Source organism: Pseudoalteromonas sp. 0303 (assembly GCF_013349995.1).
GTDB lineage: Bacteria > Pseudomonadota > Gammaproteobacteria > Enterobacterales > Alteromonadaceae > Pseudoalteromonas.
On the sequence record NZ_JABVXF010000026.1, the window covers coordinates 1 to 13044 of the forward strand.

The 13044-nt window shown below is 42.2% G+C and carries 11 protein-coding genes, 1 tRNA gene and 1 pseudogene; 4 read left to right on the forward strand and 9 right to left on the reverse strand.

What is annotated here, in order from left to right; translation table 11 throughout:
- Positions 1–80: 80 nt before the first annotated feature.
- Positions 81–566, reverse strand: a pseudogene (locus tag HUS62_RS15785) (HipA N-terminal domain-containing protein); the annotation flags it as partial.
- Complete coding sequence (locus HUS62_RS15790) at positions 559–879, reverse strand: helix-turn-helix domain-containing protein (RefSeq protein WP_175080292.1); 321 nt, start codon at positions 877–879, stop codon at positions 559–561. The pseudogene HUS62_RS15785 and the gene HUS62_RS15790, both read right to left, overlap by 8 nt.
- A 1102-nt stretch (positions 880–1981) precedes the next feature.
- On the opposite strand from HUS62_RS15790, the gene HUS62_RS15795 reads away from it, so the two are divergent.
- Positions 1982–4636 carry a hybrid sensor histidine kinase/response regulator gene (locus HUS62_RS15795; protein ID WP_175080293.1) on the forward strand — a complete coding sequence of 885 codons (2655 nt, stop codon included), beginning with the start codon at positions 1982–1984 and terminating at the stop codon, positions 4634–4636.
- Here HUS62_RS15795 and rimI read toward each other — a convergent pair.
- From rimI to guaB, 5 genes are all read right to left on the reverse strand, one after another.
- Positions 4633–5079, reverse strand: a complete 447-nt coding sequence (gene rimI, locus HUS62_RS15800) for a ribosomal protein S18-alanine N-acetyltransferase (protein ID WP_175080295.1) — start codon at positions 5077–5079, stop codon at positions 4633–4635. The two genes, HUS62_RS15795 and rimI, sit on opposite strands and share 4 nt — an antisense overlap.
- Positions 5066–5368: a hypothetical protein gene (locus HUS62_RS15805; protein ID WP_175080297.1), complete on the reverse strand. Its 303-nt coding sequence runs from the start codon at positions 5366–5368 to the stop codon at positions 5066–5068. Before HUS62_RS15805 ends, rimI begins: the two co-directional genes overlap by 14 nt.
- Positions 5369–5436: 68 nt before the next feature.
- Positions 5437–5513: transfer RNA gene (locus HUS62_RS15810), tRNA-Trp, on the reverse strand.
- A gap of 146 nt (positions 5514–5659) precedes the next feature.
- The gene (gene guaA / locus HUS62_RS15815; RefSeq protein ID WP_175080299.1) at positions 5660–7237 is read right to left on the reverse strand and encodes a glutamine-hydrolyzing GMP synthase; all 1578 of its coding nucleotides are present in this window, start codon (positions 7235–7237) and stop codon (positions 5660–5662) included.
- A gap of 100 nt (positions 7238–7337) precedes the next feature.
- Positions 7338–8807, reverse strand: coding sequence for an IMP dehydrogenase (gene guaB, locus HUS62_RS15820; protein WP_054551225.1), 1470 nt, complete (start codon positions 8805–8807; stop codon positions 7338–7340).
- A gap of 134 nt (positions 8808–8941) precedes the next feature.
- Here guaB and xseA point away from each other — a divergent pair, with 134 nt between their 5' ends.
- Complete coding sequence (xseA, locus tag HUS62_RS15825; protein ID WP_175080301.1) at positions 8942–10276, forward strand: exodeoxyribonuclease VII large subunit; 1335 nt, start codon at positions 8942–8944, stop codon at positions 10274–10276.
- Between the two features lie 11 nt (positions 10277–10287).
- Here the strand turns inward: xseA and HUS62_RS15830 are convergent, their stop codons facing one another.
- Positions 10288–10878 (reverse strand): hypothetical protein, encoded by a 591-nt coding sequence (locus HUS62_RS15830; RefSeq protein ID WP_175080302.1) that lies wholly within the window; start codon positions 10876–10878, stop codon positions 10288–10290.
- Positions 10879–10964: 86 nt separating this feature from the next.
- Positions 10965–11789 (reverse strand): serine O-acetyltransferase, encoded by an 825-nt coding sequence (gene cysE, locus HUS62_RS15835; RefSeq protein ID WP_054560835.1) that lies wholly within the window; start codon positions 11787–11789, stop codon positions 10965–10967.
- Between the two features lie 341 nt (positions 11790–12130).
- On the opposite strand from cysE, the gene HUS62_RS15840 reads away from it, so the two are divergent.
- The gene (locus HUS62_RS15840; RefSeq protein WP_175080304.1) at positions 12131–12532 is read left to right on the forward strand and encodes a hypothetical protein; all 402 of its coding nucleotides are present in this window, start codon (positions 12131–12133) and stop codon (positions 12530–12532) included.
- Positions 12533–12535: 3 nt separating this feature from the next.
- Complete coding sequence (locus tag HUS62_RS15845) at positions 12536–12853, forward strand: helix-turn-helix transcriptional regulator (protein WP_175080306.1); 318 nt, start codon at positions 12536–12538, stop codon at positions 12851–12853.
- Positions 12854–13044: the final 191 nt, after the last annotated feature.

Consider the following 13044-nt stretch of genomic DNA (forward strand, 5'->3'; position numbering starts at 1 on the left):
AGAAAAAAGAAAATGGCAGGGCTAGACGATGATTATCGCTCAACCCTGTTAGAATCTGGGATTAAAATGCGCTAGCCGTGGCCGTTAGCCTGTTGCACGGCTGAAAACTTCAACTGCACACCCGCCAATGAGAAGCGCATCGGCGAGAAGCGCATCGGCGCTTCAATTTTCGTTTCATCGTCAATGCCTTGATGCACATTAGGTGGCAGCGCTTCACCATCCGCCGGTTCAACCGTGATCGCGCCAGCTAAATCCTGCCCTAGCACCCACAATAGAAAAAACTCCCGTGCTGGGTTCACACCAGCACGCTCAGCCAGGTAATTACGCATGGTTTCTTCTGGTAAAAGGTTGGAGAAAAACGGGGTTAACTTAGTTTGGGTAGGTTTGAAGCTAGTCAGCAGGCCACCGAGCGAATCTTTAAAGCCAAGCCCTAACACAGGCCGCGATTCGTCATTAATGTACGAATCCATAAAGGCAAAAAGTGTTCTGTCATTACCCACGTTGGTGATCGTTGCGATCGGTTCACCATAGAGCAACACGTTGAGCGTAGAGACATGGTTAGTCATCGTCGTCTTCCTCTAACTGATACGCGGGCGACATTGGCTCACCCTCATCGCTGATGCCGTTAATACCTTGGCCACTTCGAATGATCGACTTGATGGCAGGTACAGACTTTTTAGGCGCAACCAATAGCTCTAGGTCTACTACACGGGCAAGTGCAATCAAACTGGATATTCTTAAATCAACACTGCCAGACTCGATTTTCGAAATATGGCTTTGAGGCACACCCGAACGAGCACTTAACTCTCTCTGGCTAAACCCCTTTCGTACCCGAGCTTCTCGAAGACTTTCTAGTATCTGCTCTGTTACATAGCTCATTTCGATACGCCTTAATGCATCACTTAAGAATAATTATATACAAAAACATATCACAGTAACTCAAATAACACAAATTCGATTAGCCATTACATATCAAAAGCCATGACCTGATACATAATTACATATAAGTAGAAGGAGATTTTTGTCATCGACAAAAGAGCGATACTCTCGCTGATAATCGCGAACTGACGCATCAAACTCCCTAAGTACTTTTGTCGCTCAGCCCTTATACAGCAAGGGCTACAGAAGAACTCGCGTCAAATCGCCAGAAGATAAGTGCAACAAAGAGGAAGTTTGTACACAGTTACAGGAAATTTTGTACACACAAGTCGAAAAACAAGTGCAAAATGATGGTGTAAACAGCAACTAAATTTGAAGGTAAGTCTGATATCTCAATTAGAAATAACCGTATTGGTTCGCTTCAAGCATCTTCAAAAACAAACACTAAAGCAAAAATTACACCAACAATAAACTCCCTCATTAAATTTTGTAATTTGGTACAGAAGAAAACGTTTACCAAAAAAGAGACTCTTTTTAACGGTAGTACTTTTTACGTCAAACCCAGTAACCACAAGGCCTACAGACAGGTTTGTGTCATGGAATTTTCGCCAAAGGCCTCTAAAACGGAATTTGTACTCAAGTTTGTACACACTTTCCGAGGTTACGCTTGAACATCATTGAAAAGCAAAGAAACGAGAAAAAGACAAAAAGCCTTTAAATTCAGTACGTAGAGATGTGATTGTGGTGTGCAATGAAAGGTGATTTTAAGCGTTGAAAGGCTGGGCGGCATCAGGGTGGGAGATGATCGCAAAGGTGCGTCGTTTATTAATTTCGGTAGTTAAATTAGACATGTAAGCTGCTTTTAGTCATAACAAAGCGCACTTAACTGCCTTATAAATTATAAAGCTCGGTGCGCACTGTAAAAATAAAATAGAATTGCTGAGCATTATACCTTGTTTGTCTTAGCCAAAAAAGCAGCGATTGTAAGTAATTATTCACCTTTCGTTGAGGATTTTCGTTGTTCACTTTTTTGCTAAGCTTGTGTAATCAAGTTGTAACGCATACTATTGGTAAATTGCACGGAGGGATATCAATTTAGGTCATGAAAACCAGTAAGCTCAGTATTCGATTATTATGGTATATCACACCATTAGTGATCTTACCTTTGTTGTTTTTAGGTGGCTTTACGTTAACCAATGTGACCAATTCAACAAAAAAACAAGCTGAGCTGATTGTCAGTCGCTTTGTTGAGCAACAGCAGCAAAAAATCTTCAATTACATTGACTCATTTCACTCGATTACCCGCTTGCTTTCGACCTCCCCTGTATTGGCAGACTTTTTAGCCCGCGAACCTGAATCAAAAAATCAATACATTGAACGCCTTGGCGAATTAATGAATGTATTTGCAAGTTATTCAGAAGCTTACCCTGATATAGTAAGCATTAACTATGTTGCCCCAGACGGTAAAAGCGATGCATTTTATTCAAGCCAATTAACCCCTGCGCCGAAAAGTTACCCGTTTTTTGATCAAGTACTGCAATCAAATTTGCGCCAACAGCAATTTATGATCTCCAAAGAAGATGGCTCAACTAGCCTGTACTTTGTGCATCCAATTTATAATATCGATTACTACTTAAAACAGCCGCAGCAACTTGGGTTTATTGTTGTTCATGTTGAACCATCGATATTAAATGCCAGTATTTTAGAAGCGCCATTTAATAACACTCTAAATTTGTTTTTGACCACTAAAGGGCAAATTTTATTTAGCTCAGACTATGACCTACGCGGCAGTTACCTAAGTGAATACGAGCTTGAACAAATTAAGAGTTTGGCCGATTACGGCAAACTAGCCAGTATTGAGCTGTCGAGTATCGATAAAGAAGAGCGCATCATCTACGCGGTACAAATGACCGACGGTGATTATTTTATCTCTACCACTCCCAAAGATTTGCTATATCAGTCTGGTAAAGCCATCAGTTTAATTACTGCATTAATTGTTATTATTTCAGTAATTTCACTGCCTATTTTGATCTACATTGTGGTGCGCAACTTACTACTTACCCCAGTCGAATTATTAGGGGCTGCAAGTCATCGAGTTGGGGATGGTGACTTATCTGTATACCTACCCGCCCATACAAACGATGAAGTAGGTGTGCTTTTCAACGATTTCAATCACATGGTGAACCAAATTCGTCATTACCAAGACGAGCTTGAAGAATATAAACATCACCTAGAAGAAAAAGTTGAAAGCCGTACTAAAGCCCTCGAAGCAATGAATAGCAAGCTAGAAGTAGCAATTGCGCAAGCTGAGCAAGCAAACCAACTGAAAAGCCGCTTTTTAGCGAATATGAGTCATGAAATTCGTACTCCACTTACCGCAATTATGGGCTTCACAGAGCAACTTCTGCACAACAAAGATGCGGTGAATGATGAGCAGCATTTAAGCACTATTTTACGTAACTCTAAGCACTTGCTTGAGCTCATCAATAACATTCTTGATTTATCAAAAATTGAAGCTGAAAAACTCGCCGTTGAGCGCGGGCCATGTAATGTAGTGCAGCTTATTCATGATATTGATTCGATTATTCGACCACTGGCTAATGAGAAGCAACTGGCGTTTAATATCAACTACAAGCTACCAATACCCAAAACTATTAATAGCGATACCACACGTTTAAAACAAATCTTGATCAATATTGCCAGTAATGCAGTTAAGTTCACTGAGAAAGGCAGTATCTCGATTGATATTAGTTACAACAGCGAAAAACAACATTTACAATTTGCGATTCAAGATACCGGTATCGGTATGTCTGAGCGCGAAGTTGAGCGGGTATTTAAACCGTTTGAACAAGCCGATGCGACGACAACTCGCCGCTTTGGTGGTACGGGTCTTGGCTTGTGTATATCGAAGAACTTAGCCCAGTTATTGGGTGGTGATGTACAGCTTATTAGTGAACCTGGAAACGGCAGTTGTTTTACCATACAAGTTGCTGCTCATTTAAATGCCGAGCAGTTACAAAATGAAGGCTTTATTCATAGCTATGAGCAGCTCTCACCAAGTAAAGACGTTCAGCTGTCATTCGCAGCGAATAGCTTTGATGCCAATATTCTGGTAGCCGAAGATAACCCAGATAACCAGTTACTGATCAAGCTACTGTTACAAACTTGGGGGCTTGAGCCTGACATCGCGAAAAATGGGGCTGAAGCAGTAGAAATGGCATTGGTAAATGATTATCAGCTGATCATCATGGATATGCAGATGCCTGTCATGGGTGGCTTAGAAGCAACGCAAATGCTACGTCACGCAGCCTATGATGGCCCTATCATTGCGCTTACGGCCAATGTAATGAAAACCGATGTCGATACCTACATAGAGGCTGGCTGTGATGAAGCACTAGCCAAACCAATCGACAAAGATGCTCTAGAGCAAGTTCTTGTAAGCTACCTACACATTGAAAAAGACAGTCAAAACAAGTGGGAAAACTTACTAAAAAGTGAGAAGTTCCAACAAATTAACGACAACTATCGCTCAAAACTACCTGATTATTTAAGCCAAGTCGTGCAGTTGTATCGTGCTAAAGAGTGGGAAGCACTCCGGTCATTGGCGCACAGCTTAAAAGGCAGTGCGGGGTGTTTTAGTTTTGAAGCTATTCACAAGACTGCAGGTCAGCTTGAAAATGCGCTACGCAGTAATCAAACTGATCAGGTAGAGCAATGCTACGATGCACTTATCAATGCCCTTGAAGAAGCATCTTAAAGGGAAAAGCTCATCCCCATTAAAATAGCGTCTTCGTTGCCTGTCGCGGTTGGGTAATAGTTCTTACGCACCGACATATGTGCAAAGCCAGCGTTTTCATACAGGCCAATAGCGGGTGCATTCGACTCACGCACTTCTAAGAATAGGTTTTCAGCTTGGTGCTGCTCGCCGTGCTCAATAAATGCATTTAACAACTGCTTAGCAATGCCCTGCCCTTGGTACTTCGGCGCAACACAAATATCCATTAAAGTGTAATCTGGGCCCGCTTGTTCACCAATATAAAAACCTAGCATCTCATCACCTTGAAAAGCGGCTAGGTTAAAATAACGCCCAGCTAAACACGACAGCATAGTTTTCTCTGTCCACGGGTGACTATGGCAGGCGTTTTCGATAGCCATTAACTGGCTAATATAGGTTGCATCTACAGGTTTAAAGCTTATCAAGTTGTTCACCGATTAAAGACCAAAGTTGTTTTTTCTGTTCGCCATTGAGCTTATCGCTTGGTAAGCCTAAGCAGCCCTCTTGCCAGCTAATATTTGCTGTTTTAACGATTTGGGTAATAACTAACGGTGCAAATGCTTTTTCGAGGTCTTGGTGAAACTGTAACGGAAGCGTCAGTGTTTCTTGTTGAGTGTTTGGTATCTGTTCGCCAGAAGTATCAGGCGCAGTTCGATAGTGTTGATTCAACTCTAAAGATTGTACAGAGAATATCGCAGCGTAACTTGGATTCATAACAACTCAATCATGATTAAGAGCAAGTAATATAGGGAGATTTGCGATTAAAGTAAAGAAGGAAGAAATGGCAGGGGCGGAGAGATTCGAACTCCCAACCGTCGGTTTTGGAGACCGCTGTTCTACCAATTGGAACTACGCCCCTGCAATGACGACGAATTATATAGAGCTTTTTTCAAAGGTAAAGTAAAAAAACACAGTTTTTAGTTTAACTGCTTCTTAAATAAACAAAACGGCGAATTAGCAAGCTAATTCGCCGTTTTTGTACCAATTCAGGTCAAAATAATAAAATTATTCCCACTCGATTGTTGCCGGTGGCTTACCTGAAATATCGTAAACAACACGTGAGATACCATCGATTTCGTTGATGATACGGTTAGAAACCACACCTAAGAACTCATAAGGTAAGTGTGACCAACGTGCCGTCATAAAGTCGATTGTTTCTACACAACGTAGCGATACAACCCAGTCGTATTTACGCGCATCACCCATTACACCTACCGATTTAACTGGTAAGAATACAGTGAAGGCTTGACTTACTTTGTGATAAAGCTCTGCTTTGTGTAGCTCTTCAATGAAGATAGCATCTGCGCGACGTAGTAAGTCACAGTACTCTTTCTTGATTTCACCAAGTACACGAACACCTAAACCAGGCCCCGGGAATGGGTGACGGTAAAGCATGTCGTATGGTAGACCAAGCTCAAGACCAATTTTACGTACTTCATCTTTGAATAGCTCACGTAACGGCTCAACAAGACCCATTTCCATATCGTCTGGTAAACCACCTACGTTGTGGTGAGACTTGATTACGTGTGCTTTACCTGTTGCTGATGCAGCAGATTCGATTACGTCTGGGTAGATAGTACCTTGACCTAACCATTTAGCACTTTTCAGCTTTTTAGCTTGCTCGTCAAAAACTTTAATGAAGGTATGACCAATCGCTTTACGCTTATCTTCTGGGTCATGTTTACCAGCAAGATCTGCTAAGAATTGATCTTCAGCATCTACTTTAACAATGTTTAGGCCAAACTTATTGCCGAACATGTCCATAACTTGCTGACCTTCGTTTAAACGAAGAAGACCGTTATCAACGAATACACACGTTAGCTTGTCGCCGATTGCACGGTGAATAAGCATGGCAACAACAGATGAATCAACACCACCTGATAAACCTAAGATAACTTCGTCATCACCTACAGTTTCCTTAATACGATCAATAGCATCGTCGATGATTTTAGCTGGTGTCCATAGCTTTTCACAGCCACAGATATCAATCGCGAAGCGCTCAAGTAAACGTAAACCTTGGTGAGTATGAGTTACTTCTGGGTGGAACTGTACGCCGTAAAAACGTTTTTCTTCCCAAGACATTGCTGCATGTGGACATGTTGAAGTTTTAGCAGTTGTTTTGAAAGTCTCTGGTACTTCCATCACTTTATCGCCGTGGCTCATCCAAACGTCTAGTACGCCTGCACCGCCGTCAGTAATGTGGTCTTCGATAGCATCGAATAACGCACAGTTACCTACTTTTTCAACTTGCGCATAACCAAACTCTTTCTTATCAGAGCTGTGTACGCTACCACCTAGTTGCGTTGCCATTGTTTGCATGCCGTAACAGATACCAAGTACTGGAACGCCTGCGTTAAATACATACTCAGGAGCACGTGGGCTGTTTTCAAGTGTTGTAGACTCAGGGCCACCCGACAAAATAATACCTTGTGGATTAAATTCGCGGATTTGCTCTTCAGTTACATCCCATGCCCATAGCTCACAGTAAACACCAATCTCACGTATACGACGTGCGATTAACTGTGTGTATTGCGAACCAAAATCTAAAATGAGAATTCGTGAATCGTGAATGTCTTTGCTCATGGAGTATCTCGTTAGTCAGGAACTGCTCTCCCAAAGGGAGATGATCAATAAATTAGGGCTAGCAGATGCTAGCCCATGTAATTTCAATACCTTAAGGTAATTAACCTAAGCGGTAGTTTGGCGCTTCTTTAGTGATTTGCACGTCGTGAACGTGTGACTCACCCATACCAGCTGAAGTTACGCGAACAAATTGAGGTTTAGTATTTAACTCTTCAATTGTTGCACAGCCTGTTAAGCCCATTGCACTGCGTAGACCACCCACTTGTTGGTGAATGATTGTCGCGATAGGACCTTTATAAGCAACACGGCCTTCGATACCTTCAGGAACAAGCTTGTCTGCTTCGTTCGATTTTTGGAAGTAACGGTCTGATGAACCTTCTTTTTGGTCCATAGCACCAAGGCTACCCATACCACGGTATGATTTGTAGTAACGACCTTGATATAGCTCAACTTCACCCGGTGCTTCTTCAGTACCGGCTAACATTGAACCCACCATTACACATGATGCACCAGCAACAAGTGCTTTTACGATGTCACCAGAGAAACGGATACCACCGTCAGCAATAACAGGAATATCACGGCCTTTTAAGCCTTCAACTGCGTCAGAAATAGCAGTAATTTGTGGAACACCACAACCTGTTACGATGCGAGTAGTACAGATAGAACCAGGGCCGATACCAACTTTAACAGCATCAACACCCGCATCAGCAAGAGCAATAGCGCCTTCAGCTGTTGCAACGTTACCTGCTACGATTTGTAGATCTGGGTATGCTTGACGTGTTTGTGCAACACGGTCGATAACACCTTGTGAGTGGCCATGTGATGTATCGATAAGTAATACGTCAACACCTGCTTCAACAAGTGCTGCGATACGCTCATCAGTACCCGCGCCAACACCAACAGCTGCACCTACACGTAGACGACCTTGCTCGTCTTTACATGCATGCGGCTTGTCTTGTGCTTTTTGATAATCTTTTACAGTGATCATGCCTTTCAGTTTAAATGCATCATCAACTACGAGAATTTTTTCGATACGGTGCTCGTGCATTAGACCTAAAATTTCATCACGGTCTGCACCTTCTTTAACAGTCACTAACGATTCTTTTTTCGTCATTACTGTAGAAACAGGTTGCTCAAGTTTCGTTTCAAAACGCATATCACGGCTTGTCACAATACCAACAAGGTTATTGTCAGCGTCGGTTACAGGGAAACCTGAAAAACCTTTGTCTTCTGAAAGCGCGATAGCATCAGCAATTGTAAGATCCGCAGTCACAGTAACAGGGAAAGAAACAATGCCAGCTTCGTAAGTTTTAACTTTACGAACGTTTTTAGCTTGCTCTTCAATTGTCATGTTTTTGTGGATGAAACCTAAACCGCCCTCTTGCGCTAAAGCAATCGCTAAGCGTGCTTCTGTTACAGTATCCATAGATGCTGAAACTAGCGGCAAGTTAAGATTGATACCACGCGTTAAGCGAGTTGAAATATTTGCCGTGTGTGGCAAAACAGTAGAATGACCTGGTACTAAAAGTACGTCGTCAAAGGTAAGAGCTTCTTTAGCGATTCTTAGCATAGTGCAACTTCTCACATGTGGATCTGAGTATAAGGAATTGCGGCCAAATTTTATCAGCGTTGCGAGCACGAGTAAATAAAATTATTCATTTATTTGTGTTAAAGTACACAGAGAATTTTTTACTGGGGTTTTTAATGGCTTTTACGCAATCAACACAGCCTGTTTACACGGTCTCGCGCCTAAATAAGGAAATTCGCCATGTTTTAGAACAAGGCTTTTCATCGCTTATCTTAAATGGTGAAATTTCTAACTTTATAGCCCCTGCATCTGGACACTGGTACTTCACTTTAAAAGACGACCGAGCACAGGTAAAAGCGGCAATGTGGCGCGGCAATAATCGCGGCCAAACTTTTCGCCCGAGCAATGGTGCACAAGTAACTGTACGTGCCCGCGTATCTTTATATGAACCTCGTGGTGATTATCAGCTGATTGTTGAGCATATGGCCCCTGCTGGCGAAGGCTTATTAAAACAAGAATTCGATGCGCTAAAAATGCGCTTAGCTGCCGAAGGCCTATTTAGCTCAGCCCATAAAAAACCATTACCAACCAATATTAATCGCGTTGGGGTGATCACCTCAGCCACTGGTGCAGCTATACGCGATATTCTAACGGTACTTAAACGCCGTGCTCCGCAGCTAGAAGTCGTGATTTACCCAGCTATGGTGCAAGGCGCAGATGCACACAGCCAATTAATAGAAAAAATAAACATCGCCAATCAGCGTAACGAAGTAGATGTGCTTATATTAGGTCGCGGTGGTGGTTCACTAGAAGATTTGTGGTGTTTTAACCATGAGCAACTAGCTCGCGCTATTTTTGAAAGTCGCTTACCTATTGTTAGCGCTGTTGGTCACGAGGTCGATACCACAATTAGTGATTATGTTGCCGATATTCGCGCCGCAACACCTTCTGCAGCCGCAGAGCTAGTTGGTCCAAATACCGAAGAGCTACATAACAAAGTTACGCAGTTAGTTAGGCACTTAAATCATGCCTTTAAACACGCTTTAGCTGTAAAGCGCAGTACTGCCACTCAATTTGAGCATCGCTTGCAGCTATGCCATCCCCGTAATCAACTCAATCAACAAGCGCAAAAACTAGATGAACTTAGTTTGGCCTTACACAGCGCAATGAGTGGCAAAATCCAGCGATGTGAGCGAGTACTTGCCAACCTAACACCACGCTTAATGCAACGTTCTCCTGAAAAGCAGTTAGCGAAAAGCGAGCATCAACTGGCTCAATTGCATGCCCGCCTCACACAAGCGATGCAACAGCAACTTTCAAGTTCTCGAAACCAGCTTTCTTTACAAGCGAGCCGTTTAGATTCTGTGAGCCCACTCAGTGTGTTATCGCGTGGTTATAGTATTACTAAAAACCAACAAGGTGGCGTAGTAAAATCGGTTAACGATGTAAGTTCTGGTGAGCTTATAACCACCGAGCTTGCAGATGGGCAGCTACAATCAAAAGTTTTTTGATATCTTTGATATCACTGCGTGCTTGCGATGATTGTTAGACTATCGTCACTTGAGGTGGTGGAGGTAAATTTGAATTGTTTCCACCAGCTTTGCTCCATCATTTTATCGGTCATATTACGCCAATAATGGCTTGGCAAATCATCAACATCCTCTGGTTGCAATAGCTTAAACTGACACACAGAGCTTTTGCATGTTGAGACACTAAGCTGTGGTTGCACTGGTAAATCGGCCATGATTAAAAAATCACTCATAGCTGTTTCAACTTGGTAGGCCCAAGCCTCATCCCGAGATTGCTCTTCTAACAAGGTATAAAGTTCATCCAGGTGTGAGTCGATTTGCTGCGGAGGTATCGCGCTTGATCGGTAACTGGCAATCACTGCTTGTTGGTTTTCGACTTGTAACTTCAGCTCTGCTACTTGTTGCTCAAGCTCGCTTTTGCTAACAGCTGCTGAACTATTTGAATTGACTTCAGCGACTTGTTTATTAATAACAGGCGCTATAGCAGTGGCTTGCTGCTCTGGTGCTTGAGCTATTTGCTCTTCAACAAGTTGTTGCTGATAAGTTTGCGGCTGTTGTTGTGGGTCTGATTGAAAAAGTGACATAGCGACAGCGCCACAAATAAATGACGCTGTAACAGCTAATCCGAAGGATAATTTAGACAATTCCATTGCTCTTTTAAAGTGTAAAACTACAACATAGCACTGGTGTGGGAGGCATTACTAGCGGTAGTCGTACCATCATCTAAAAAGTTTTGGTTCATGCTCTCTGCTGGACAGGGACAGCTCGGTTTGCCGACCACTTTAGCAGGTACCCCAACCACAGTTGTGTGTGCTGGAACCGCACTTAACACGACAGAGTTTGCACCAATACGTGCCCCCTCTCCCACTTCGATGTTACCTAGTACTTTTGCACCCGCACCAATCAATACACCGGCGCGAATTTTTGGATGACGGTCACCTTGCTCATTACCTGTACCACCTAAGGTTACAGATTGTAGAATCGATACGTTATCTTCAATAACTGCTGTTTCACCAATTACAATCCCAGTTGCATGGTCAAACATAATACCATGACCAACTTTACAAGCAGGATGAATGTCAACGCCAAATACTTCTGAGGTTCTGCTCTGAATGAAGCGAGCAAGCTCTTTTCGGTTTTGTTGCCATAAACAATTTGCGAGTCGGTGCGCTTGTATTGCATGGAAGCCTTTAAGGTTCAAAATAACAGTTAAGTAACTATCAGCCGCAGGGTCGCGATCTTTAACTGCTTTTATGTCATGAGCCACATGCGTCAACATTAGGTCACATTTAACAAAGGCTTGGTCGAATAATTCACGGATAGTAAATGCTGATACCACCGCATCTGCAAGTTTATTTGCAACAATAAAGCTCAGCGCCGAACCTAAGCATTCATGATTTAACACACACGAATAAACGTGACTTGCTAAAAGCGGTTCGCGGGAAACGACTTCGTTTGCTTCATCTCGAAGCTTTTGCCAAATTTCATGACGCATAATATTGCCTTTCTGGTTGTACCTAACTGCTAAGCCTTAAGTTTAACGGATTTGTAGCAAGATGTACTAACCCGTTGTTTATTTGTTCTGGTTATATCTAATAACCAGAGTAACAATACCTATTTTTACTCTTTTTGCTGTGCTTTTTTGCCAATCGCATATGACAGTAGCAAATGCTAGCTCTAGCCGATAAACTTAATTAAAGTGCTTATTTTTCAATGACAAAACAGATATGACATCTTGCCTGTCATATGCCAAAATAGGCACTGGCATATCGCTGACGGCGTAAAAAACAAAAATAATCATTAAATTTACATCATCAACTTAACAAGGAAACGATGATGAAAAACGACGTACTAAACTCACACAAGCTAGGTTATAAATTTTACTTTCAAGATGGTGACAACCAAATCGCCTGCTTTGGTCATATCATGAGCGGTAAAGAACAAGTATATGTTAACGACGAATTGGTTAGTGAAAAGCGCAGCTTTGGCTTTAAAAGTCATCATGACTTTAGCTACCAAGGTAATGCTTATGCAGTCAAATTCGAGATGCAAAATATACTCACAGGCAAGCTTGAATGTTCGTTTTACAAAACTGGCAAATTAGTTAAACAGAGCACACAAACCTCACTTACTGATAATCCAAAACAAGTGGCTGTGGTTACCTTAGGCTGTTTTATTGGTGGTGCAATATTTGGTTTTACCCTGATCACGTTATTTGAACAGTTGATTTGGAAGTAACTGATGCAGTTGAACCCTAATACAATAAAAGCACTTAGACTTAAATTCGATTGGACGCAGCAGCAATTGGCCGATGCCTGTGATGTAAGCCTACGTACCATTCAACGAGTTGAAAAAGAAGGTGCGGCATCAAAAGAAACCACCATGAGCCTATGCGCAGTTTTTGAAGTGCGCCAAGGCGAGCTTATTAAGCTTGATGACGAAGCACCAGAACAAAGCACAACACATGCAGTGAGTAAGCAGAACCTCGCTGCAATCGTAGCGGCTTCTTCGTTTGTCAGTTTTGCCCTTGGTATGGCAACGGTATTTGTTATTTTTTAGGAGTGATAGATGACCAAAGAACAACGCGGCTACGCTACACTTATCGGCTTTGTAATAGTAACCATGCTATTTGCACTAGCAGTTAAAATTGGTGCAATGCTGTAACTTAGAGAGTAAATATAATTGTCGGCTCCGACCTTTAACTTAGGAATCGACATTTTTTATGTAATCACAATGAAAACTCAGTATTT

Coding starts and splice junctions, on each gene's coding strand:
- guaA (WP_175080299.1), bottom strand. CDS start 7,237: ATGAGCAAAGACATTCACGATTCACGAATTCTCATTTTAGATTTTGGT.
- HUS62_RS15805 (WP_175080297.1), bottom strand. CDS start 5,368: ATGAATCCAAGTTACGCTGCGATATTCTCTGTACAATCTTTAGAGTTG.
- HUS62_RS15830 (WP_175080302.1), bottom strand. CDS start 10,878: ATGTCACTTTTTCAATCAGACCCACAACAACAGCCGCAAACTTATCAG.
- cysE (WP_054560835.1), bottom strand. CDS start 11,789: ATGCGTCATGAAATTTGGCAAAAGCTTCGAGATGAAGCAAACGAAGTC.
- HUS62_RS15840 (WP_175080304.1), top strand. CDS start 12,131: ATGAAAAACGACGTACTAAACTCACACAAGCTAGGTTATAAATTTTAC.
- HUS62_RS15845 (WP_175080306.1), top strand. CDS start 12,536: ATGCAGTTGAACCCTAATACAATAAAAGCACTTAGACTTAAATTCGAT.
- xseA (WP_175080301.1), top strand. CDS start 8,942: ATGGCTTTTACGCAATCAACACAGCCTGTTTACACGGTCTCGCGCCTA.
- HUS62_RS15790 (WP_175080292.1), bottom strand. CDS start 879: ATGAGCTATGTAACAGAGCAGATACTAGAAAGTCTTCGAGAAGCTCGG.
- guaB (WP_054551225.1), bottom strand. CDS start 8,807: ATGCTAAGAATCGCTAAAGAAGCTCTTACCTTTGACGACGTACTTTTA.
- HUS62_RS15795 (WP_175080293.1), top strand. CDS start 1,982: ATGAAAACCAGTAAGCTCAGTATTCGATTATTATGGTATATCACACCA.